21 protein-coding genes and 1 pseudogene are annotated in these 22556 nt (G+C 64.9%); 10 read left to right on the top strand and 12 right to left on the bottom strand.

Annotated features, from left to right (window positions below; translation table 11 throughout):
- Positions 1 to 82 precede the first annotated feature (82 nt).
- Positions 83 to 357: pseudogene (locus PMES_RS12370) on the top strand (PhnE/PtxC family ABC transporter permease); the annotation flags it as partial.
- Positions 354 to 1277: an HAD-IIA family hydrolase gene (locus tag PMES_RS12365; protein WP_328809160.1), complete on the top strand. Its 924-nt coding sequence runs from the start codon at positions 354 to 356 to the stop codon at positions 1275 to 1277. The pseudogene PMES_RS12370 and the gene PMES_RS12365, both read left to right, overlap by 4 nt.
- Here PMES_RS12365 and PMES_RS12360 read toward each other — a convergent pair.
- The 6 genes from PMES_RS12360 to rplM form a co-directional block, all read right to left on the bottom strand.
- Entirely contained in the window at positions 1253 to 2476 is a 1224-nt protein-coding gene (locus PMES_RS12360; protein ID WP_438943242.1) for a glycerophosphodiester phosphodiesterase family protein, read from the bottom strand. The genes PMES_RS12365 and PMES_RS12360 overlap by 25 nt on opposite strands.
- A gap of 124 nt (positions 2477 to 2600) precedes the next feature.
- Positions 2601 to 3725: an ABC transporter ATP-binding protein gene (locus PMES_RS12355; RefSeq protein WP_159966030.1), complete on the bottom strand. Its 1125-nt coding sequence runs from the start codon at positions 3723 to 3725 to the stop codon at positions 2601 to 2603.
- 3 nt (positions 3726 to 3728) lie between these two features.
- Entirely contained in the window at positions 3729 to 4523 is a 795-nt protein-coding gene (locus PMES_RS12350) for an ABC transporter permease (RefSeq protein WP_159966029.1), read from the bottom strand.
- Positions 4520 to 5389 carry an ABC transporter permease gene (locus PMES_RS12345; protein WP_159966028.1) on the bottom strand — a complete coding sequence of 290 codons (870 nt, stop codon included), beginning with the start codon at positions 5387 to 5389 and terminating at the stop codon, positions 4520 to 4522. Before PMES_RS12345 ends, PMES_RS12350 begins: the two co-directional genes overlap by 4 nt.
- A 148-nt stretch (positions 5390 to 5537) precedes the next feature.
- Positions 5538 to 6026, bottom strand: a complete 489-nt coding sequence (gene rpsI / locus PMES_RS12340; RefSeq protein WP_159966027.1) for a 30S ribosomal protein S9 — start codon at positions 6024 to 6026, stop codon at positions 5538 to 5540.
- Position 6027: 1 nt separating this feature from the next.
- Entirely contained in the window at positions 6028 to 6489 is a 462-nt protein-coding gene (gene rplM / locus PMES_RS12335; protein ID WP_159966026.1) for a 50S ribosomal protein L13, read from the bottom strand.
- A gap of 444 nt (positions 6490 to 6933) precedes the next feature.
- Between rplM and speD the strand changes: the two genes are divergently transcribed.
- Genes speD through speE form a run of 3 tightly spaced genes read left to right on the top strand, consistent with a single transcriptional unit; the run spans position 6934 to position 8865 of the window.
- On the top strand, positions 6934 to 7455 hold the full coding sequence (gene speD / locus PMES_RS12330) for an adenosylmethionine decarboxylase (RefSeq protein ID WP_159966025.1): 522 nt from the start codon (positions 6934 to 6936) through the stop codon (positions 7453 to 7455).
- A gap of 49 nt (positions 7456 to 7504) precedes the next feature.
- Positions 7505 to 8014: a 2'-5' RNA ligase family protein gene (locus PMES_RS12325; RefSeq protein ID WP_159966024.1), complete on the top strand. Its 510-nt coding sequence runs from the start codon at positions 7505 to 7507 to the stop codon at positions 8012 to 8014.
- Positions 8011 to 8865 carry a polyamine aminopropyltransferase gene (gene speE / locus PMES_RS12320; protein ID WP_159966023.1) on the top strand — a complete coding sequence of 285 codons (855 nt, stop codon included), beginning with the start codon at positions 8011 to 8013 and terminating at the stop codon, positions 8863 to 8865. Before PMES_RS12325 ends, speE begins: the two co-directional genes overlap by 4 nt.
- Before the next feature lie 9 nt (positions 8866 to 8874).
- On the opposite strand, the gene PMES_RS12315 is transcribed toward speE, so the two are convergent.
- Positions 8875 to 9144 carry an usg protein gene (locus PMES_RS12315; RefSeq protein WP_159966037.1) on the bottom strand — a complete coding sequence of 90 codons (270 nt, stop codon included), beginning with the start codon at positions 9142 to 9144 and terminating at the stop codon, positions 8875 to 8877.
- Between the two features lie 179 nt (positions 9145 to 9323).
- Between PMES_RS12315 and gyrA the strand changes: the two genes are divergently transcribed.
- The 3 genes from gyrA (at position 9324) to gluQRS (ending at position 14417) form a co-directional block, all read left to right on the top strand.
- A complete protein-coding gene (gyrA, locus tag PMES_RS12310; RefSeq protein WP_159966022.1) occupies positions 9324 to 12089 on the top strand; it encodes a DNA gyrase subunit A in 2766 nt (921 codons plus the stop codon).
- A gap of 88 nt (positions 12090 to 12177) precedes the next feature.
- Entirely contained in the window at positions 12178 to 13536 is a 1359-nt protein-coding gene (trmFO, locus tag PMES_RS12305; RefSeq protein WP_159966021.1) for a methylenetetrahydrofolate--tRNA-(uracil(54)-C(5))-methyltransferase (FADH(2)-oxidizing) TrmFO, read from the top strand.
- Positions 13503 to 14417 (top strand): tRNA glutamyl-Q(34) synthetase GluQRS, encoded by a 915-nt coding sequence (gene gluQRS, locus PMES_RS12300; RefSeq protein WP_236549793.1) that lies wholly within the window; start codon positions 13503 to 13505, stop codon positions 14415 to 14417. The genes trmFO and gluQRS overlap by 34 nt, the downstream gene beginning before the upstream one ends.
- Here the strand turns inward: gluQRS and hisI are convergent.
- Positions 14408 to 14767, bottom strand: coding sequence for a phosphoribosyl-AMP cyclohydrolase (hisI, locus tag PMES_RS12295; RefSeq protein WP_159966020.1), 360 nt, complete (start codon positions 14765 to 14767; stop codon positions 14408 to 14410). The genes gluQRS and hisI overlap by 10 nt on opposite strands.
- 67 nt (positions 14768 to 14834) lie before the next feature.
- Here hisI and PMES_RS12290 point away from each other — a divergent pair, with 67 nt between their 5' ends.
- Positions 14835 to 15296, top strand: coding sequence for an iron-sulfur cluster assembly scaffold protein (locus PMES_RS12290; protein WP_159966019.1), 462 nt, complete (start codon positions 14835 to 14837; stop codon positions 15294 to 15296).
- Positions 15297 to 15805: 509 nt separating this feature from the next.
- On the opposite strand, the gene recG is transcribed toward PMES_RS12290, so the two are convergent.
- The 4 genes from recG to sciP form a co-directional block, all read right to left on the bottom strand.
- A complete protein-coding gene (recG, locus tag PMES_RS12285; RefSeq protein ID WP_159966018.1) occupies positions 15806 to 17893 on the bottom strand; it encodes an ATP-dependent DNA helicase RecG in 2088 nt (695 codons plus the stop codon).
- Entirely contained in the window at positions 17890 to 20073 is a 2184-nt protein-coding gene (gene ligA, locus PMES_RS12280; protein WP_159966017.1) for an NAD-dependent DNA ligase LigA, read from the bottom strand. The genes recG and ligA overlap by 4 nt, the downstream gene beginning before the upstream one ends.
- A gap of 107 nt (positions 20074 to 20180) precedes the next feature.
- Positions 20181 to 20894, bottom strand: coding sequence for a response regulator transcription factor CtrA (ctrA, locus tag PMES_RS12275; RefSeq protein WP_159966016.1), 714 nt, complete (start codon positions 20892 to 20894; stop codon positions 20181 to 20183).
- 93 nt (positions 20895 to 20987) lie between these two features.
- A complete protein-coding gene (gene sciP / locus PMES_RS12270; RefSeq protein WP_159966015.1) occupies positions 20988 to 21266 on the bottom strand; it encodes a CtrA inhibitor SciP in 279 nt (92 codons plus the stop codon).
- A 139-nt stretch (positions 21267 to 21405) separates the two neighbouring features.
- Here sciP and mnmA point away from each other — a divergent pair, with 139 nt between their 5' ends.
- The gene (gene mnmA / locus PMES_RS12265; protein WP_159966014.1) at positions 21406 to 22551 is read left to right on the top strand and encodes a tRNA 2-thiouridine(34) synthase MnmA; all 1146 of its coding nucleotides are present in this window, start codon (positions 21406 to 21408) and stop codon (positions 22549 to 22551) included.
- Positions 22552 to 22556: the final 5 nt, after the last annotated feature.

The following is a 22556-nucleotide window of genomic DNA, read 5'->3' as shown; positions in this document are numbered from 1 at the left end:
AAACTCCTGCCCTAATCTCCGTCAGGTGCGAAATCTCAGGTCAGGTGAGAATTGGGAAGGTGCGGGCCAGGAAACGCTTACCATCGTGCCCCAGATCATGCCGACCTTCTGGGCGGTCTCGATCCTGCGTTGGGACATCAATCTGCGCGAATCGACTTTCTGGGCCTTGTCGGCGCCGGCGGCATCGGGATCATCCTCCAAGGGGCCATCGACACGTTCAACTGGCCCGAGGCAGCCACCGTGCTGATCGCGATCCTCGCACTGGTCGTCATCGGCGAGATCGTCTCCGCCTTCCTGCGCCGCCGCGTCCTGTCACGCAAGATGCCGGCCAGGCATTCGAGGCCCATCTCGCCGTGAGGCACCGCCTGCCCGCCGCCCGGTTCGAGACCCCGCCGCGCCGGTCGGTCACGCTGGAGGAGGTGGCCGCCGATTTCGACGTGATCCTGCTCGACGCCTATAACGTGCTCAATGTCGGCGAGACACCGATCCCCGGAGCCGCCGCCAGGATCGCGGCCCTCCGGGCGGCCGGCAGAGCGGTCATGGTCGTGTCGAACGCCGCCGGATACCCCAAACCGGTGATGATGGCACGTTATGCCCAGCCGGGGTTCGATTTCGCGCGCCGCGAGGTCGTCACCAGCCGCAAGGCGCTCCTTACGCATCTGGACGGGCACGCTCCGCGCCGCTGGGGCACTATGCTGGACCGCACGCATGGCCTTGAGGATTTCGGCGCGCGGGATATCACCATCCTGGGCGACGATCCCGCATCCTATGCCAATGCCGAAGGACTCCTGCTGATCGGATCGGGCTTGTGGAATGCAACACGCCAGCGGCTTCTGGAAGAGGCGCTCGCCCGCCATCCCCGGCCGGTCCTGGTCGGCAATCCCGACATCGTCGCGCCGCGCGAGGGCGGGCTGTCGCAAGAGCCGTGCCATTACGAGCACCGTCTTGCGGATCGCACCGGGATCACACCGGTCTTCCTGGGCAAACCCTTTCGCGGCATCTACGAGATCGCCCTGTCGCGATTGCCTGCACCCTGTCCGCCCGGCAGGGCGCTGATGGTGGGCGACACGCTGCATACCGACATTCTGGGCGGGCGGCACATGGGGTTCGCGGCGGCGCTGGTCCCGGTTTCGGCGCGCTCGTCGGGCTTGATGTGGCGGAGGCCATCGCCCGGTCCGCGATCGTGCCCGACTTCATCATCGAGCGGGTCTGAAAGCACCGCGGCGGATCATGCCGCCGCGTCGCCCGCGGGTCACAGGCCCTTGCAGTTGGCGTAGAAGGTCACCGTGGCGGGCCAATCGGAAAAGACGCCCTCGACGCCGACATCCTGCGCCAACACATCGAGCAGCTCGTAGGTGTCGGCATCACTGTCGATCGCATCCGCGATGCTCTGGTAATACCATCCGCCCCCGCCGGCGAGCGGACCCGAGCGCTCGAGCGTCCAGGTGATGATCTTCACATCCGCCTCGGCGGCCGCCTTCGCGAGCGCGTTGGGAACGATCTTGCCGTCCTCACCGAGCGTGACGAGCATCCACATCGGCGGGGCGATGTAGTTAACCCCCATCTCCTTGAGCTCGGCCATCGTGTCGGGCCAGGTCGCGGGGTCGTTCGGATCGTAGGTCTCGTCGTCGTATTCATCCATCAGGTAGACGGCCTGCTTGCCGAATTCCGGCTCGTTCTCGATCCAGTAGCGCAGATCGGCCAGATCGAAGCTCTGTGCCCAGACGCGCGCGGGGTCGATGCCGGCATCCTTGTACTCGTCGATCAACGCCTGCGCGTAATCTTCCTGGGTGTAGCCGTCGAAGGGCATCTCTACCGAGGGTGCTTTCAGTTCGGGGGTGAAATCGGCGCCGAGGCTGTCGAAGAGCGCGATCGATTCGGCATGTGTCATCAACGTCGCGCCGTCCGAATAGAGCGTGGTGCGCCACGGGACGCCGCCGCCCTGGTACTCCTCGGCCGTCGCGGCATCCGCATCGGAGGCATCCATCTTGGGCGTCAGGCTGCGGAACTGTTCGAGCGTGATGTCGCTGGTGCGGCACTCGGCGCTGGCTTTCTCCTCGCCTTGCGCAGGCGTGAAGGGCGCGGTGCAGGCCTGCGCCAGATCGGTCGTCAGGATATTCGTGGTGGTGTGCAGGTCGTTCTGCGCATGGCGGCAGACGAGCTGCTTGTCCTGGGTGAAGGTCACATCGCATTCGAGGATGCCCGCCCCCTGGCGCGCGGCGGCCCGGTTCGATTGCACCGTGTGCTCGGGGAACATCAGCGGCGCGCCGCGATGCCCGATCGAGAAGGCGGTGCGCTGCGGCGTCTGCCCCATGCAGGCCGACAGCTCGTCCTTCAGCGTGCCATCGGGCATCTTGTCGACAAGATAGGCGGGCCGCTGGCCGTAGCTCATCGCGGCACCGGACGTGTCGCCCTCCTGGGCATGGCCTGTCAGCGGAATGCCCGCGGCCAGTGCCATCACGATCGAATATCTCATGTCGGTCCTCCCCATGGTACCTGCCGGGCCGAGGGGTACGGCCCGCACCATCACTGTTCCACGGCGGGGGGCTGCCGGCAACAACCGTGCACGGCGCGCCCGGACCGGACCGGCGTCCGGTAGCCTACCACGCGGCGGAAAAGAGCGTCACCGACTCGGCGTCCCAGGCGATGCGCGCCTGCGTGCCGGGCGAAAGGATCATCCGGCCCGGCATGTTCTTCATGGAGATCGTGACGGGGCGCTCGGTGCCGTCGAGGATCACCTCGTAATAGGTCATGTCGCCGTAGAACGCCGTCTCGCGCACCGTGCCCTGCGCGGTGCGGCGCCCGGTCTGCTCGCCGGGATAGAGGATCGAGAACATTTCAGGGCGGATCCCCGCCTCCGGCGGCCCCTGCCCGTCCGGCGCGGCGCTGCGAAGCCCGGCGCGGGGCACGCGGCCCAGACCCGCGATCTCGAGCGTGTCGCCTGTGGCGATGACCGGCAGGAAATTCATCATCCCGATGAACTCGGCGACCCGGCGGCTCGCCGGATGCCTGTAGAGCTCCTGCGGTCCGGCAAGTTGCGCGATCCGCCCCTCGAACATCACCGCGACGCGGTCCGACATGATCAGCGCCTCTTCCTGGTCATGGGTCACGAGGACGAAGGTGATCCCCACCTGCCGCTGAAGCCGGCGCAGCTCGGCCTGCATCTGCTCGCGCAGCTTCTTGTCGAGCGCCGAGAGCGGCTCGTCGAGAAGCAGCACATCGGGCCGCAGGATCAGGGCACGCGCAAGCGCGACGCGTTGGCGTTGGCCGCCGGAGAGCGCCTGCGCGCCGCGCCGCTCGTAGCCGGCGAGCCCGACCATCTCGAGCGCCTCGCCGATCCGCACGGCCTTCTGCGCGCGCGACCCTTCGGAGCGCCGCAGCCCGAAGCCGACATTCTGCCCCACATCGAGATGCGGGAAGATCGCGTAGGACTGGAACACCATGTTCGTGGGGCGCCGGTTCGGTGGCACGCCCGCCATGTCACGCCCACCGATCACGAGCCGTCCCGCGCCGAGCGCCTCGAAGCCGGCGATCGTGCGCAGGAGCGTGGTCTTGCCGCAGCCCGAGGGGCCGAGAAGGGAAAAGAACTCGCCTGCCCCGACCGAAAGGTCGATCCCGCGCAGCGCGTGATAATCGCCGAAATGCTTGTGCGCACCACTGAGCTCGATGATCGGGCAGCGGCCCGCAGGCGCGGCTTCGGCATCCGTGTTCGTTTGATCGGGCACGTTTCAGGCTCCGCTGTCGATGCCGGTGGCACGGGCCGCCGCGCGGCGCCTCGCGATCTCGGCCAGTGTGATCAGGACGACGGAAATCACCAGCAGGATGGTGCCGAGCGCCATGACGACCGGGATCTTCTGCGGGAAGCGCAACTGGCCCCACAGATAGACCGGCAAGGTGGGCTCCGTCCCCGTCAGGAAGAAGGCGATGATGAACTCGTCGAGGCTGATCGTGAAGGTGATCAGCAGCGAGGCGATGATGCCGGGCATCAGGAGCGGCAGGGTCACGCGCAGGAAGACCGCGGCGCGGCCGAGGCCGAGATCGATCCCGGCCTCCTCCAGCGCCGGGTCGAGCGCCCGGAAGGCCGATCCGAGGATCGCCGTGCTGAACGGCAGGCAGATCAGTGTATGGCCCGCGATGACCGTCCAGCCGGTCAGCGGCAAGCCGAGCGCCAGCAGCACGACAAGCAGCGCCACCGCCACGATGATCTCCGGCAGGACGAGCGGCAGCATGATCAGCCCCATCATCGCGTCGCGTCCGCCAAAGCGTGCCATGGTCCCGGCCCGCGCCGCGCAAAGCCCGAGCACGGTGGAGAGCAGTGCCGTGCTGCCGGCGATCCAGAGGCTGGTGCGCACCGAGGCGACGAGGGCCGGCGTCTGCGGCAACTCGCGGAACCAGCGCAGCGTGAAACCATCGAGCGGGAAAGCGATGACGGTGCCGTCGTTGAATGCGAAGATCGGCAAGAGCGCGATCGGCGCGTAAAGGAAGGCCAGGTAGACGAGAGCATAGAGCCGCAGACCGCTCATCCCCGCGGTCCCGAGAAACGGCGCAGCGCCAGTCCCGCCACCAGTGCGATGGCGGTGACGATCAGCATTGCGAGCACCGCGAGCGCGGCTCCGAGGGGCGCGTTGTTGAGTTTGAGGAACTGCGTCTGGATCATGTTGGCGATCATCAGGCCGCTCGGGCCGCCGACGAGGCGCGGCGTGACATAGTCGCCGATCACCGGGATGAAGACGATGAGCGCGGCGGCCATCACGCCGGGCAGCGCGAGCGGCAAGGTCACGCGGCGGAACGTGGACGCCCGGCTTTCGCCCAGGTCGCGCGAGGCCTCGATCAGCGAGTGGTCGATCCGCTCGAGCGCGACATAGATCGGCAGGATCGCGAATGGTGCGAAGGCATGGGTGAGTGTGATCACCACCGATACGGGATTGTAGAGGATGAAGGTGAGCGGCGCGTCGATGATCCCGGCGCCCAACAGGCTCGCGTTCACCACGCCGTTGAAGCCGAGGATCACCTTCCACAGGAAGACGCGCACCAGATAGCTCGTCCAGAAGGGAATCGTGATCAGGAAGAGCCACAGCGCCTTGCGCGCGGGCGCGACTTTGAAGGAGACGAAATAGGCCACCGGGAAAGCCAGGAGAACGGTCGTGACCGTGACGGCCATGGCGATCGCCAGCGAGCGCAGCATCAGCTCACGGTAGAGCGGCTCGCGCAGCGCCTCGGCGTAGTTGCCCAGGGTCGGGCTTCGATCCAGCGCGAGAAAATCCTGGGACCAGAAGCTGAAGAGGACGATCGTGCCGAGCGGTCCGGCGAGCAGCAGCAGCGCGTAGAGCGCCGGCGCCGCGATGAGCGCCCGCCCCCTGCGCACGCTGCCTGGATCGGCCTGTGCCATCGTTCATCCTTCGCCGTGCCGGGCAGCCGTCCTGCCGCAGCCGACAAAAGCGCAAGCGCGCGGAGCCTGCAAGCCCTCGCCGGCCCCCGCACGCAACGAGGCCGCCCGGTCTCCCGGACGGCCCCCATTTCGTATTCGCCTGATGCGATCAGCGCTTGGAGAACTGGAAGCTCTTGCGCGCCTTGGCCTTGCCGTATTTCTTGCGCTCGACGACGCGGCTGTCGCGGGTCAGGAAACCGGCGGCCTTCAGTGCGCCGCGCAGGCTAGGATCATAAAGCTGCAGCGCCTTGGACACGCCGTGCTTCACCGCGCCGGCCTGACCGGAGAGACCGCCGCCCTTGACGGTGGCGATCACGTCGAACTGGCCTTCGACATTGGCGATGGTGAAGGGCTGCTTGAGGATCATCTGCAGCACGGGACGCGCGAAATAGGTGTTCACGTCCTTGCCGTTGACGGTGACCTTGCCGGAGCCGGGGCGGATCCAGACGCGGGCGACCGCGTCCTTGCGCTTGCCTGTGGCATAGGCGCGACCCTGCGCGTCGCGAACCGGCTCGCGCGGTGCCAGGTCGGTTTCGGTGGACTGGCTGCCGGAAACGGCGGCGTTCAGCTCGTCGAGCGATTTGATTTCTTCAGCCATCTCAAGCGGTCCTGGTGTTCTTGGAGTTCATCGACACGACATCGAGCGTCTCGGGGCTCTGGGCCTCATGCGGATGCTCGGTGCCGGCATAGACGCGCAGGTTGGTCATCACGTGACGGCTCAGCTTGTTGCCGGGCAGCATGCGCTTGACAGCCTGCATGACGACGCGCTCGGGATACTTGCCCTCGAGGATCTGGCCGGTGGTGCGGGACTTGATGCCGCCCGGATATCCCGTGTGCCAGTAGTTCGGTTTCATGCGCTTCTTGCCCGTCAACTGCACCTTGTCGGCGTTAATGACTATGACATTGTCGCCCATGTCCATGTGCGGGGTGAACGTGGCCTTGTGCTTGCCACGCAGACGCATGGCGATGATCGAGGCGAGACGACCCAGAACGACGCCCTCGGCGTCGATCAGGATCCATTTCTTCTCGATCTCCGCCGGTGTCGCGGTGTAGGTCTTCATCGCTGGTTCCTGTCGCATGATCGGATGGCAGCACGAAGGGCCGCCGTTTTCGGATGGCGCAGTTCTAACCATCCTGCGCGCCGCGTCAACGGCAATGACCTCCGAAAATTCAAGCAATCTCAACATCTTGCAAATAAGGTATTTAGATACCCCAACATTTCTCCGCCATTCCGGCGTCCCGAGGACGGCTCACCGCGCACGGACCCCGCCCCGGACCCCGCCCCGGACCGGCTCCCGCGTGCCGCGCGCCGGCGCGGCGGTGCATCTCGACCCCGGGGAGGATCGTTTTTCCGCCCATGAGCCGCGAAATGTCTTGCGTCCGGAGAGCTTGACCCCTATCTGCCCCTTCACACATTCGGGACCGATCCCAACCTCGGCGGCTTTGCCGGGGGGGCGCTAAGGACCCACGGATTGCCATCTACTGGAAAGAAGAAGGAGGATGCCATGTCGGGCTCCAACCTCTTCCAACTGGGGATCGGTCTGGAGACAGGCGCCCAAGCGGAAGACACGCGTATCAGCGATGGTGCGATCGGCGGACAGGAAACGGCCGAGCGCGACCTGTTCGATGAATCGCGCGACGATCATTTCATCCGCCGCGAGGGCAAAGTCTTCGCCGGAACGCATCTCATCATCGAGGTGGTGAACGGCCACGGGCTCGATGACGAGGCCCGCATTCAGCAGGCATTCCGCGACTCGGTCGAGATCTGCGGCGCGACCCTGCTGCATATCCACACCCACAAGTTCAGCCCGCAAGGCGTGAGCGGCGTCGCCGTCCTCGCCGAAAGCCATATCTCGGTGCATACCTGGCCCGAGATCGGCTACGGCGCTTTCGACGTGTTCATGTGCGGCGATGCCGAGCCGTGGCGCGCGGTCGATGTGCTGAAGAAGGCCTTCCACACCGACGATGTGCGGGTGAAGGAACTGCTGCGCGGCGACGGCCTCGTCACCGACACCGTCGCGGCCTGACGGATCGGCGCCGGCGCCCCTGACCTGGGGCCCGGCGCCAGCCTGCTCGATGGCGCTCATCCTTACACTCGGCTTCGACAGCTCCGCCTTCGGCTGGTTCGAGCCGACGCGGCAGGCGTTCTTTCCGCCGGCACGCAACTTCATCCCCGCACATCTGACCCTGTTCCAGCAGCTCCCCTCCGAGGAACACGCGCGCGTCGCCGAAGATTGCCGCGCGGTCGCCGGACGGACGGCGCCGTTGCGGCTCGCCGCGGCCGAGCTTCTCGATTTCGGGGGCGGCACCGCGGTCAGGCTCGACATGCCGCGCTACCTGCCTCTCCTTCGGGAACTCCAGGACCTTTGGGAGCCGATGTTGACGCGGCAGGACCGGCAGACGCGTCGCGCGCATGTCACGCTCCAGAACAAGGTGCCCCGCGCCCGCGCCCGCGCCGATCGCGATGCGATCGCCGCGCGGTTCACGCCCTTCGAGGGGGTGGCGGACCGGCTCATGCTCTGGCATTACCGCGGCGGCCCGTGGGAGGCCATCGCGCAATACGACCTGGAAGGAGAGCCTGCATGACCGACATGACTGGATGGAGCATCGAGCGTCTTCATGCGGACCATTCGCAGGCCCTCAGGATCGACGAGCTGCTTTATGACAGCGAAACCGATCACCAGCGCATCCGTGTCTTCAGCAATTCCACCTTCGGCCGCGTGCTCACCCTCGATGGCGTGGTGCAGGTGACCGAGGGCGACAACTACATCTACCACGAGATGCTGACCCATGTGCCCATCCTCGCCCATGGATCGGCCCGCAGGGTGCTGATCATCGGGGGCGGCGATGGCGGAATGGCACGGGAGGTTCTGCGCCATTCCGGCGTCGAGCAAGTCACCATGATCGAGATCGATGCCGGCGTGGTCGAGTTCTCCAAGCAGTACCTGCCATCGATCTCCGCCGGGGCCTTCGATGATCCCAGGCTCGAGCTGATCATCGCCGATGGCGCGCAATACATGCGCGACTGCGATGGCGGCTTCGATGTGATCATCGTCGACTCGACCGATCCCGCGGGCCCCGGCGAGGTCCTCTTCACTGACAGTTTCTATGGCCATGCGAAACGCGCCTTGGCACCGAATGGCATTCTGGTCACCCAGAACGGCGTGCCCTTCATGCAGGGCGACGAGCTGACGGGAACGATGCGGGCCTTCAAGGCGCTCTTCACCGATGCCACCTGCTACATGGCGACGGTGCCGACCTATGCGGGCGGCGCGATGGCGTTCGGCTGGGGAACGGACGGCCCGGCCCGCGCTGTCGACCCAGAGACACTGGCCGAGCGCTTCCGCAAGGCCGGCCTGACGCCGGGTTATTACACGCCGGAAGTTCACAAGGCTGCCTTCGCCCTGCCCGGCTACGTCGCGCGGCTGATTCCCTGAACGCGAGCCTCAGTGCAGCGTCAGCTCCCCGGTGACATTGCGCCATTCGCCTGGCGCGATGAGCTTGCGATGCGTGAAGCATACCGAATGCAACGGCCCCTCGATCTCCCGCTGCCAGAATTCGACGAATTCGAAGAGCTTCGGGTGGTCCGGCGCGAGATCGTAATCCTGCCACACGAAACTCTGCAGAACATTCCTGTAATCCGGCAGGCGGTAGAAGAATTCCGCGGTCGTCAACCCGTAGCCCTTCAACATCATCTCCGTTTCCGTCATCGCCAGGTCCCTCCCCGACTTCGAGTAGAAACCCGGGAGGTTTACTTTGCAACGAAAACAGGTTGTTAGCAGTGTCATCCTGTGGCTGCCATAGCTTTGCAGGCACAGGGATTGCGGGCTATATGCACGCTCTGGTATAGGTTTCACAACAATATGTAGCCCCAAATGCAGGAGCATCGGAGTCGTTGAGCGATACGCCCGAACATCCCGAAAACGAAGATGAATCCAGCATCGAGCGCGTCGCTCACGATGGTCCGTCGATCTCGATCTCGGAGGAGATGCGTGCATCCTTCCTCGATTACGCGATGTCGGTCATCGTCAGTCGGGCAATCCCCGATCTGCGTGACGGGCTGAAACCGGTGCACCGGCGCATCCTCTACGCGATGCACGAGACCGGCAACACGCATGACAAGTCCTATCGCAAGTCGGCGCGTCCCGTCGGCGACGTGATGGGCAAGTATCACCCGCATGGCGACAGCGCGATCTACGAGGCGCTCGTGCGGATGGCGCAGGATTTCTCGATGTCCCTGCCGCTGCTCGACGGGCAAGGGAATTTCGGCTCCATGGACGGCGACAATGCCGCCGCGATGCGCTATACCGAAGTGCGCATGGACAAGCCCGCGCAGGCGCTTCTGGCCGATATCGAGAAGCAGACCGTCGACTTCCAGGACAATTACGACGGCAAGGACCGCGAGCCCACCGTTCTGCCGGCGCGCTTTCCCAACATGCTCGTCAACGGCGCGGGCGGCATCGCCGTCGGCATGGCCACGAACATCCCGCCGCACAATCTGGGCGAGGTGATCGACGCGACGCTTGCGCTGATCGAGGATCCGGACCTGTCGGTCGAGCAGCTGATGGAGTACGTCCCCGCGCCCGATTTCCCGACCGGCGGCCTGATCCTCGGGCGCTCCGGCGCGCGCAAGGCCTATCTCGAAGGGCGCGGAAGCGTCATCATCCGCGCCAAGACGCGGATCGAGGAGATCCGCAAGGATCGCTATGCCATCGTGCTCGACGAGATCCCCTACCAGGTCAACAAGGCCGCGCTCGTCGAAAGGATCGCCGATCTTGTCCGCGAAAAGAAGCTCGAGGGCATATCGGCGGTGCAGGACGAGTCGGACCGGGTCGGCGTGCGCGTCGTGGTCGAGCTGAAGAAGGATGCAACGGCGGAAGTCGTTCTCAATCAGCTCTTCCGCTTCACGCCGATGCAGACCTCCTTCGGCTGCAACATGCTGGCATTGCATGGCGGCCGTCCCGAACAGCTGACGCTTCGTGATTTCCTTACGCATTTCATCAGCTTCCGAGAGGAAGTTGTCGCGCGGCGCACGGCGTTCGATCTGCGCAAGGCCCGCGAGCGGAGCCATATCCTGTGCGGCTATGCCGTTGCCGTGAGCAATGTCGACGAGGTCGTGGCGACCATCCGCTCCTCCGCCGACGCCCCCGAGGCGCGCGAGAAGCTGATGGAGCGGCGCTGGCCGGCCAGTGACATCGAGGGCTACATCCGTCTGATCGACGATCCCAGCCATACGATGAACGACGACGGCACCTATAACCTGTCGGAGGTGCAAGCCCGCGCGATCCTCGAGTTGCGGCTTCAGCGCCTGACGCAGCTCGGCGTGAAAGAGGTTACCGACGAGCTCGAAGAGCTTGCAGCGAAGATCAAGGACTATCTCGATATCCTGCGCTCGCGCGAACGGATCATGTCGATCATCTCGTCCGAATTGACGGAGGTGCGCACGCAATTCGCAGTGCCACGCCGGACCGAAATCGTCGACTGGTCCGGCGATATGGAGGACGAGGATCTCATCGAGCGCGAGGAGATGGTCGTCACGGTCACGCAGACCGGCTACATCAAGCGCACGCCCCTCGCCGACTTCCGGTCCCAAAGACGTGGCGGCAAGGGCCTGTCGGGCATGTCGACGAAGGACGAGGATGTCGTCACGACCCTGTTCGTGGCCAACACCCACACGCAGCTTCTCTTCTTCACCACCGACGGGATGGTCTACAAGCTCAAGACCTGGCGCCTGCCGCAGGGAAGCCGCACGGCAAAGGGCAAGGCGATCGTCAATCTCCTGCCGATCCCGCAAGGGGTGTCGATCGCCGCGATCATGCCGGTGGATCGCGACGAGGCTGATTGGAACGAGCTGCAGATCATCTTCGCCACCTCCGCGGGCGATGTGCGGCGCAACGCGCTGAGTGATTTCACGAATGTCATGCGCAATGGCAAGATCGCCATGAAACTTCCCGATAACAATGTGAAATTGGTCAACGCGCGCATTGCGTCCGAAGAGGATGACGTGATGCTCGTCACGGCACAGGGCCGTGCGATCCGCTTCCCGACAACCGCCGTTCGCGTATTCAAGGGCCGCGATTCCACGGGCGTCAGGGGCATCCGTCTCGGCACGGATGACAGTGTCGTGTCGATGGCCATCATCCGCCATTTCGAGGCCAGCGCCGCCGAACGCGCGGCCTACCTCAAGATGCGGCGTGCCGTGGCTGGCCTCGCCGAGGATGCGGAACAGGAAACCGAGGAGGAGGATGCCAGCATAGAGGCGGCGGATTTCACATCCGAGGATTATGCCCGCATGTCAGCGGCCGAGGACCTTATCCTGACCATCACGGCGCAAGGTTCCGGCAAGCTCAGCTCCAGTCATGACTACCCCGTGCGTGGTCGCGGGGGCCAAGGGGTCATGGCCATGGACAAGGCAATGCGCGGCGGACCGCTTGTCGCGTCCTTCCCGGTCGATCTCGACGATCAGATCATGCTCGCGACCTCTCGCGGCCAGTCGATCCGGGTCCCCGTCGATGGCATCTCCTTCCGCTCGCGCGGGGCCGGCGGTGTGCGGGTCTTCAATACCGGAGCCGGCGAAGAGGTTGTCTCGGTTGCCTGGATCGCCGAGCAGCCGGAGGTCGACGAGCCCGGCGGCGAGATGCCGGACGGTGACGACGCCTGAGGGAATGGACCACACCGCCGGCGTGTTTGACGCGCCGGCGGTGACGGATGCCCTTCCCCTTTGCCGCGAGACTGTTTAGATCGCGGCCATGACACAGCAAGTTCTCAACATCGTCGGCGGCGGAATGGCCGGGTCGGAAGCAGCTTGGCAAGCGGCCGAGGCCGGGCTCGACGTGATCATTCACGAGATGCGGCCTCATACCGGAACCTTCGCGCATCAGACGGGGCAGCTGGCAGAGATGGTCTGCTCCAACTCCTTCCGCTCCGATGACAGCGAGCAGAACGCGGTGGGCCTGCTGCATTGGGAAATGCGCGCGGCCGGCGGATTGATCATGCGGATGGCGGATGCCTGTCGCCTTCCCGCGGGCGGCGCGCTCGCCGTCGATCGCGAGCATTTTGCAAACGCGGTGACGGACGCATTGATGTCCCACCCCAAGATCACGCGCCAAGACGCTGAAATCACTGAGCTTCCGAAGGAAGGCCAGTGGATCGTTGCCACGGGCCCCCTGACATCCGGAGCCTTGGCGAAAACGATCGCATCGAAGACTGGCGCGGATGCACTCGCTTTTTTCGATGCCATCGCTCCGATCGTTTATTCCGACAGCATCGACATGTCGAAGGCCTGGATGCAGTCGCGCTACGACAAGGGGGAGAGGGAGGAGGAACGGACCGCCTATCTCAACTGCCCGATGGACAAGGAAACCTACGACGCGTTCATCGATGCCTTGCTGGTGGCCGACAAGACGGAGTTCCACGAGGGGGAGACGGCGGGCTATTTCGACGGATGCCTGCCGATCGAAGTGATGGCGGAACGCGGCCGGGAGACCTTGCGACACGGTCCGATGAAGCCGGTCGGCCTTACCAATCCGCATATGCCCGAAACGAAGGCGCACGCTGTCGTGCAGTTGCGCCGGGACAACAAGCTCGGAACGCTCTTCAATATCGTCGGCTTCCAAACCAAAATGAAGTACGGCGCGCAAACCGATGTTTTCCGGATGATTCCGGGACTGGAAGAAGCGCGGTTCGCGCGTCTTGGCGGCATCCACCGCAATACGTTCCTGAACTCTCCGCGGCTTCTGGACGAGCAGCTGAGATTGCGCACACAGCCCAATCTCCGTTTCGCTGGACAGATCACGGGTGTAGAGGGCTATGTCGAAAGCGCGGCGATGGGCCTTCTGGCCGGTCGGTTGGCCGTGGCCGATGCCACAGGCCGCACGCCCACGCCCCCGCCCCCCACGACGGCGACCGGCGCGCTCGTGACCCACATCACCGGCGGCGCGGACGCCAAGACGTTCCAGCCGATGAATGTCAATTTCGGGCTGTTCCCGCCCGTCGGCGGCCTCAAATCCGGTCGCCGGGGACGCAAGGACCGCTACAAGGCCTATACCGATCGCGCCAAGGAGGATTGGTCCGATTGGCTGTCCTCCGGTGGTGCCGTAAGCGGGTGACGGGCGCGCCGTTCACGACGAGGTTCGCACCGTCTCCCACGGGTCCGCTGCACCTGGGTCATGCCTATGCCGCTTCGGTGGCCCATAGAAAAGCGCACGAGTCCGGGGGACAATTCCTGCTGCGGATCGAGGATATCGATGCCGCACGTTCCCGTCCCGAATGGGAACGCGCGATCTTCGACGATCTCGAATGGTTGGGGCTGTCATGGCCCGCCCCGGTGCTTCGACAATCCCAGCGGCACGATGTCTACAGGGCAGCGCTGCGGCGGTTGTGGGCCGCCGGGGCCCTCTTTGCCTGTGCCTGCACGCGCCGGGATATTGCCGAGGCGGCATCAGCCCCCCAGGAGGGCGACCCGCCGGCAATCGGACCGGACGGGCTTCTTTATCCGAGAACCTGTTCGGATCGTGAAATCGCGTCCGGACCCGACCTCCCGGAGGGCCATGCGCTGCGCCTGCGGATGGACGCGATGTGCGATGCCATCGGCTCTGGCGTCCATTTCATCGAAAGCGGGCCCGATGCGCTTGGCGAGACGGGACGGATCGAGGTGACGCCGCACATCCTGCGCGAGGAAGTCGGAGAGATCGTTCTGGCCCGGCGCGACATGGGAACGTCCTATCACCTTTCGGTCGTTCTCGATGATGCCGCGCAGGGCATCTCTCTCGTCACGCGCGGGCGCGACCTTTTCGAGGCAACACGCATTCACGTCGTTCTGCAGCTAATGCTCGGCCTGCCCGTGCCCCGCTACCATCATCATGCGCTGATCCGCGACGAGACCGGCAAACGGCTGGCGAAACGCGACGATGCGCGCGCCATCTCCGCCTACAGGCGAGACGGCGCCACGGCGCAAGATGTGTGGGCGATGATCGGGTGTCAGCCCTGAGGCGACTGGATCTCGACTTCTTCGCCGTCGCGCAAGGCGGTGTAGAAACAGCTCCTGCGACCGGTATGGCAAGCGGGCCCTTCCTGCCGCACCAAGACTAGAAGACAGTCGCGGTCACAGTCGATGCGCAGCTCGACGAGATGTTGCAGATTGCCGCTCGTCTCCCCCTTCACCCAGAAGGACTGCCGCGAGCGTGACCAATAGGTGACGCGCCCCGTCTCGAAGGTCCGGCGCACCGCCTCCTCGTTCATCCAGGCCATCATCAGGATTTCGGCGCTCTGCGCGTCCTGCGCGATTACCGGTACGAGGCCGGCTGCGTCGAAACGCAGGCTGGACGGGTCGAAAGACATGGGCGAGGATCCTTTTCTTGGCGCTGACGCAGGACTATCTATGACCGGCAAGCCGAAAGGGAAAGCCATGGCCGACAGTGATCTGATCAAGCTTTACTCGGGACGGATCCTCGAGCTCGCCGCGGACATTCCCCATGCCGTCCGCCTGGAGGACCCGCAGGCCAGTGTGCGCAGGCGCTCTCCGCTTTGCGGCTCGACGGTGACGGTCGATCTTTCGCTCGAGAACGGCCGCGTCGCGGCATTCGGGCAGGACGTGAAGGCCTGTGCCCTTGGACAGGCGGCGGCCGCAGTGGTCGGGCACAACATAATCGGGCGCAGCCGCGCGGAGATCGACGCGGCCCGTGACGCGTTGCAGGCCATGCTGAAAGCGGATGGTCCGGTGCCCCCCGCGCCGTTCGACGGGTTCGAGGTGCTCGAACCTGCGCGCGATTACAAGAACCGGCATGCCTCGATTCTTCTCGCAATCGAAGCTGCGGCGGAGGCCGCGGCGGAGGCCGAAACGGCGGCGAATGGTGCCAGCTACGCCTGAGGCGGTGCACAAGGCTCTCCGCGGCACCGCTTGAGGCGGCTGTCCATCCATCGATTTGGCCGACATCGCGCCGCAAGATTGTCCTCACGCAAAAAAAACTGCCGCGCATCCGGTCGGGATGGCGGCAGGAAAGTATGCTCGTGCCGGAGCCGGATCATCAAACGCCCCAGGCAGGAAGCGGAATGATGGGTTGATCGAGTGCAGCCGCATCAGGGGACATGAGCGGACTGCGATCCGGGCGGCCACGAGCCGTAGGCAGGTCACAGGCAACAGAAGTTAGAGGATGAGCCTTCAGAGGAGAGCTGGAAGGTAGAGGCCAGCGATAAAGAGCGCTGCAAGAGCAAACACTCCACACAGATCTTCCACGAATGTCGTCGATCTCGAGAAACTGACCTTGATCACGCTGAACATCCGATCCTCCCTTCGCTTCTGTTTCTTCTTTGTTCTCATATTGACCTATTCATGGCAAGCAATTTCGGAACGAAGTGAGAACAATTTGAAAGGGAGGCTTATCCGACGCTGATCAACCGTATCGCCTCGTCCTGCTCCATGAGCCATAAAAGGTGACGCGCCGCCTGCCCGCGCGGCGTCTGTAGCCCCGGATCGGTCTCCAGGAGCGCCCTCGCGTCGCGTTGCGCCGTGGCCATCAGCCCGGCCTGACGCTCGAGATCGGCGATGCGGAAGCGCGGCAGGCCCGATTGCGCGTGGCCGATGAGATCCCCGGCCCCGCGAATTTCAAGGTCTGCCTCGGCAATGCGGAAGCCATCCTCCGTCTCGCGCATGATCTCTAGCCGCTTGCGGCCGGTCTCCCCCAGTGGCGGTGCGTAGAGCAGCAGGCAGGTCGACGCATCCGAGCCGCGCCCGACCCGGCCCCGCAACTGGTGCAACTGCGACAGGCCGAAGCTCTCGGCATGTTCGATGACCATGATCGTGGCGGCCGGCACGTTAACCCCGACCTCGATCACCGTCGTCGCGACGAGCACCGACAGCGCGCCGGAGACGAACTTTGCCATCACCGCGTCCTTCTCCGCCGGGAGCATCTGCCCATGCAGCAGCCCGACGCTATCCTCACCGAGGGCTGCACGCAGCCGCGTGAAGCGCTCCTGCGCGGAGGTAAGCGCGCTGACCTCGCTCTCCTCGACGAGGGGGCAGACCCAGTAGGCCTGCCGCCCCTGCCGCACCGCGCCGCGCAGGCGTTCGGTCACGTCCGGTATGCGGTCGAGGGGAAGCAGCGCCGTCTGGATCGGCTGCCGTCCCGGGGGCTTCTCGTCGAGGATCGACAGGTCCATGTCGCCGTATTGGGCCAGCGCCAGGCTGCGCGGGATCGGGGTCGCGGTCATCACGAGGATGTCGCTCGCCGCGCCTTTCGCACCGAGTTCCAGACGCTGGCCAACACCGAACCTGTGCTGCTCGTCGATGATCACCAGACGCAGATCGTTGAACTGCACATCCTTCTGGAAGACGGCATGGGTGCCGACGAGGATTCTTATATCGCCGGAGGCGATGGCGGCGAGCTTGGCTGCGCGTTCCGAGCCCTTGTCCCGGCCGGTCAAAAGCTCCAGAACCACGCCGGCCTGCTCCGCAAGGGGTTGCAGGCTTTCGAGATGCTGCCGGGCCAAGATCTCGGTCGGGGCCATCATGGCCCCCTGCCCGCCGGCCTCGGCCGCGGCGAGCAGCGCCATGAAAGCGACCAGTGTCTTGCCCGAGCCCACGTCGCCCTGCAGCAACCGGTTCATGCGCTGCGGCGCGGCCATGTCATCCGCGATGGCCTCGATCGCGCGCAGTTGCGCGCCCGTCGGCCGATATGGCAGCGCGGCGAGGACTTTTGATTGCAGCCGCCCGGTCGCAACCGAAGGGCGCCCGGCGCGCTTGCGGCGCGCGGTTCTTGCCAGGGAGAGCGTCAGTTGATGGGCAAAGAGCTCGTCATAGGCAAGCCTGGCACGGGCCGGTGCCGTTGGCGCCAGCATCTCGGGGCCCTGTGGCCAATGCGCATCCTGCAGGGCCTGTGTCCAATCGGGCCAAGCTTCGCGGGATTTGAGAGCCGGGTCGATCCATTCGCCGAGATCGGGCGCGAGCGCGAGTGCCGCGGCGCTGGCCTTGGCCATCAGTTTCTGCGTGATTCCGGCGACCAGCGGATAGACCGGCTCGAATGAGGGGATCGACTGCGCCTCCTCGGGTGCGAGGATATGATCGGGATGGACGATCTGTCCGATCCCGTCGAAACGCTCCAGTTTTCCCGATACGATCCGCGCCGCGCCGATTGGCAATTGCCGCGAAAGCCAATCCTCGCGCGCGTGAAAGAAAACGAGCTGGAAACTGGCCGTGCCGTCATCCACCTCGACCCGCCACGGTCGGCCCTTGGCGCTCGGCGCGATATGACGGCGCGTCTCGATTTCGACCGTGACCATCCGGGGCGTCTCGATTTGCGCGATCGTTTCGATCCGGCTGCGATCGATGCCGGAATGTGGCAGGGTGAAAAGGAGATCGCGCGGTCGGCGCACCTGCATCGTCTCGAAGAGCGTGGCCGTCTTCGCCCCGATCCCCGGCAAGGCAGTCAGGGTGGAATAGAGCGGGAAAAGTATCTCGGGGCGGCTCATTGCATCCCGATCAGCGTGAGCCAGCCATCCTCGTCGATGACCTCGACCCCCAGATCGGCCGCCTTGCCAGCCTTCGATCCCGCCCCGGGGCCGGCCACCAGAAGATCGGTCTTCGCCGAAACGCTGCCCGAGACCTTCGCGCCGAGACGTTCGGCGCTCGCCTTCGCCTCTGCCCGTGTCATCTTCTCGAGGCTGCCGGTAAAGACGATCGTCTTGCCGGAAACCGGGCTCGCGGTCATGTCCGGTCGCTGCTCCGGCAGAATATCGAGCTCGGCCACGAGACGGTCGATGGATGCCCGCTCGGCGTGCTGCTGCATCGTCGTCACCAGGCTGACCGCGACGGTGAAGCCGATCCCGTCGATCCCGATCATGTCGGCCCAGTGTGGGCTTTCGGCGAGGGCAGCCTTGCGGGCCTTGTCATCCTCGGCATGAGCGGCGGGCTCTTGTGCGGCGGCATCCATCGCAGCGGCAAGCGCATCCCATGTCTCGTAATGGCGCGCCAGAACCTGCGCCGCGACCTCGCCGACATGCGCGATTCCGAGGCCGAAGATCATCTTGGCAAGCGGCACGCGGCGCGCCTTGTCGATCGCGTCGAACAATGACCGGGCCGATTTGTCGCCCCAACCCTCGCGGTTGCGAAGCTGCTGCAGCCCCTGCCCGTAGCGGGCGCGCAGGGTGAAGATATCCGCCGGTTCGGCGATCCAGCCGTCGCGGTAGAATTGCTCCACTTGTTTCGCCCCGAGCCCGTCGATATCGAAGGCTGCGCGGGAGACGAGGTGGCGCAACCTTTCGACAGCCTGCGCCGGACAGATCAGGCCGCCCGTGCAGCGGCGCACGGCATCGCCCGGCGCCCGCGGTGCGGCCGAGCCGCATTCCGGACATTGCTCGGGAAAGACGAAGGGCACCGCATCGGCCGGGCGGCGCCCCAGGTCGACATCCGCGATCTTCGGGATCACGTCCCCCGCGCGGAACACCTCGACATGATCGCCTTCGCGGATATCGCGCCCACCGCGAATGACCCCGCCGGCGGCATCACGACCGGCGATGTAATCCTCGTTGTGCAAGGTCGCGTTCGAGACCACGACCCCGCCCACTGTCACAGGGGTCAGACGGGCCACAGGCGAGAGCGCCCCCGTGCGGCCAACCTGGATCTCGATACGCTCGAGCACGGTCCAGGCAAGCTCGGCAGGAAACTTGTGTGCGACCGCCCAGCGGGGCGTCGTCGATCGAAAGCCGAGGCGGGCCTGCAGGTCGAGCGCATTGACCTTGTAGACCACGCCGTCGATATCGTAGCCGAGCATGGCCCGGCGTTCCGCGATCTCGGAGTAATGTGCGATCATTTCCGGCAGACTGCTGCAAAGCCGTGTCAGCGGATTGGTGCTGAAGCCGAGATCAGCGAGCCGCGCGATCGCCTTCATCTGAGTGCCGGCAAGCGGGGCGCTGGTCTCACCCCAGGTATAGGCGAAGAATCTCAGCGGCCTGCTGGCGGTGATGGACGCATCGAGCTGGCGCAGGCTTCCTGCCGCGGCGTTGCGCGGATTGGCGAAGGTCTTCGCCCCCGCCGCGTCCTGGCGCGCGTTCAGCGCGGCGAAATCGGCATGGCTCATATAGACCTCGCCGCGCACCTCCAGGATGTCGGGAGCGCCGGTGAGACTTTGCGGAATATCCGCGATCGTCCGCGCATTGGCGGTGACGTTCTCGCCGATCCGTCCGTCGCCGCGGGTCGCGGCCTCGGTCAGCCGGCCGCCCTCATAGCGCAGGGAAAGCGACAACCCGTCGATCTTCGGCTCGGCCGTGTAGGGCAACGGCGCCTCGGTATCGAGGCCCAGGTAATTGCGTACAGACCGGTCGAACTCGCCCAGATCCTCGTCGGTGAAGACGTTTCCCAGCGACAGCATCGGCACACGATGCGCGAGCTTGGAAAATCCGTCGGCAGCCGGCGCGCCGACCTTCTCGCTCGGACTGTCAGAGCGCTTAAGCTCGGGGAAACGACGCTCAAGTTCCGCGTTGCGCTGCTTGAGCGCATCGTAGCGGGCGTCGTCGATGAAGGGCTCGTCTTCTACGTAGTAAGCCCTGTTCGCGGCATCGAGCGTCGCCGCGAGTTCCGCCAGCTCGCTGGCGGCCGCTTCCGCGTCCAACTCGACCGCCGAGGATGTCTCCGCGTCACGTCTATCAACCATCGCCTCGCCCTCATCGTCGCCTCAGGCAACGTGATAGAAGCGCGGCACCTTTCGGTCCAGAGATGGCCCGCAATGCCCCGCCGAAAAATCGAAGGGCATTGCCGGGATCAGCCATGGGCGGCGAGCGGTTGATCCATCATCCTTGGCTCGGGATCGCGCAGCACGTATCCCCGGCCCCAGACCGTCTCGATATGGCTGTCGCCGCCCGTTGCCTGCGTCAGTTTCTTGCGCAACTTGCAGATGAACACGTCGATGATCTTGAGCTCCGGCTCATCCATTCCGCCATAGAGATGGTTGAGAAACATCTCCTTGGTAAGGGTCGTGCCCTTGCGCAGGCTGAGCAGCTCGAACATCTGATACTCCTTGCCGGTCAGATGTACGGGCGTGCCCTCCACCTCGACGGTCTTTGCATCGAGATTGACCGATATCCGGCCGGTATTGATTACCGACTGCGCATGGCCCTGCGACCTTCTGATGATGGCATGAATCCGGGCAACCAGCTCTTCGCGGTGAAAGGGCTTGGTGAGATAATCGTCCGCCCCGAAACCGAAGCCCTTGATCTTGCTATCGGTATCGTTCGCACCGCTCAGGATCAGAATCGGCGTGTCGATACGCGACATGCGCAGCTGGCGCAGCACTTCGTGCCCGTTCATGTCGGGAAGGTTCAGATCGAGCAGGATCAGGTCGTAATCATAGACCTTCGCCAGATCGATCCCTTCCTCCCCCATATCGGTACAATAGACGTTCAAATTGGCATGGGTCAGCATCAGCTCGATGCTGCGCGATGTTGTGGGGTCATCCTCGACTAGCAAAACACGCATGGGGGCTCTCCGATGGGCAAATCCTGACAGGGACCAAGTTGCGCAAGAATGGTTAAACCTTGGTTACCTCAGGATAGAGAGTAGCCGCACACGCTAAGGTTGTCTATACCTCTGCAGACGTGTCGTCTTGAGTGCAGCCTCGCCATGGTCCACGACAGCCTGTGCCCAGGCCGTGAGTTCCTCGGAACTGAGTTCGTAGATCGACATCGCCTCCTCTCGCGTGATCAGCTTGGCGGCGACCGCGCGCACCACGGCGGCCTTGCGGCTCGCAACCCAACGCTTCGTCTTGGGATCGGGAAGGTCGGCACGCGTCATCACCTGGCCACTGGGCAGGGTCACGGCCCGCGGGCCGTCCACTTTTCTCAAGTACATTGTCTTTCACCCTCTGATGCCCCCGCTGCACATGGGTAGGGTCGGCCCTTTAACGGCAGGTGAAACACGGACTTGCGAATACAACCGTTTTTCTTATATTCCCTCCAATCCACTCCATGCCCGAAGGGATCGACGCATCATGGCGCTCGACACCAGCCTGCCGCTCAATTCGCTCGGCTTCGCAAAGCCGCCGGCCGAGACGCGTGTCGTCGTCGCCATGTCCGGCGGAGTTGACAGCTCCGTCGTGGCCGCGATGCTCAAGGAGGAGGGTTACGACGTCGTCGGCGTCACCTTGCAGCTCTACGATCACGGCGCGGCGCTCGCCAAGAAGGGGGCCTGCTGCGCAGGTCTCGACATCCACGACGCGCGCCGCGTGGCCGAGGAGATGGGCTTTCCCCATTACGTGCTCGATTACGAGAACACGTTCCGCGAGGCAGTGATCGACGAGTTCGCCGACAGTTACCTTGCCGGCGCGACCCCGGTTCCCTGCATCCGGTGCAACGAGCGCGTCAAGTTCAAGGACCTACTGGAAACGGCGCGCGATCTCGACGCCGATTGCATGGCGACCGGCCACTACATCCAGAGGGTCGCGGCCCCCGGCGGCGCGCAGCTGCACTCAGCGGCCGATGCCGCGCGCGATCAGAGCTATTTCCTGTTCTCGACGACACCGGAGCAGCTCGATTACCTGCGCTTCCCGCTTGGTCACCTGGCGAGCAAGGCCGAGACACGCAGCCTTGCCGCGCGCTACGGCCTCGGGGTCGCCGACAAGCCCGACAGCCAGGACATCTGCTTCGTGCCCGACGGAAACTATGCCGCCGTGATCGAGAAACTGCGCCCCGGCGCCGCCGATCCGGGAGAGATCGTACATGTCGACGGGCGCGTGCTCGCCGAGCATCGCGGCGTGATCCATTACACGGTCGGGCAGCGCCGGGGCCTTGGCATCGGCGGCCTCGACGAGCCGCTCTACGTCGTCAGGCTCGATGTCGACAAGCGGCAGGTGGTCGTCGGCCCCAAGGAGCTTCTGGCCACCCGCACGATCCCGGTGCGCGAGATCAACTGGCTTGGCGATGCGCCCTTCGAAAGCCGCGAGAGCTGGCGGCTCGATGTCAAGGTGCGCTCCACCCGGCCCCCGCGCGAGGCGCTCATCCGGCCGCGCGGGACGCATGAGGCGGAGGTGGAACTGGTCGTGGCGGAGGATGGTGTGTCGCCGGGACAGGCCTGTGTCTTCTACGATCCGGAAAGCCCCCGGATCCTCGGCGGCGGCTGGATCTGGCGCGGCTACTGATCGGG

Origin of the sequence: Profundibacterium mesophilum KAUST100406-0324 (genome assembly GCF_009835145.1) — a bacterium.
In the GTDB taxonomy this organism is placed as follows: Bacteria; Pseudomonadota; Alphaproteobacteria; order Rhodobacterales; family Rhodobacteraceae; genus Profundibacterium; species Profundibacterium mesophilum.
The sequence above is the reverse complement of the archived record's forward strand: the minus strand, read 5'-3'. Positions and strand labels throughout refer to the sequence as shown.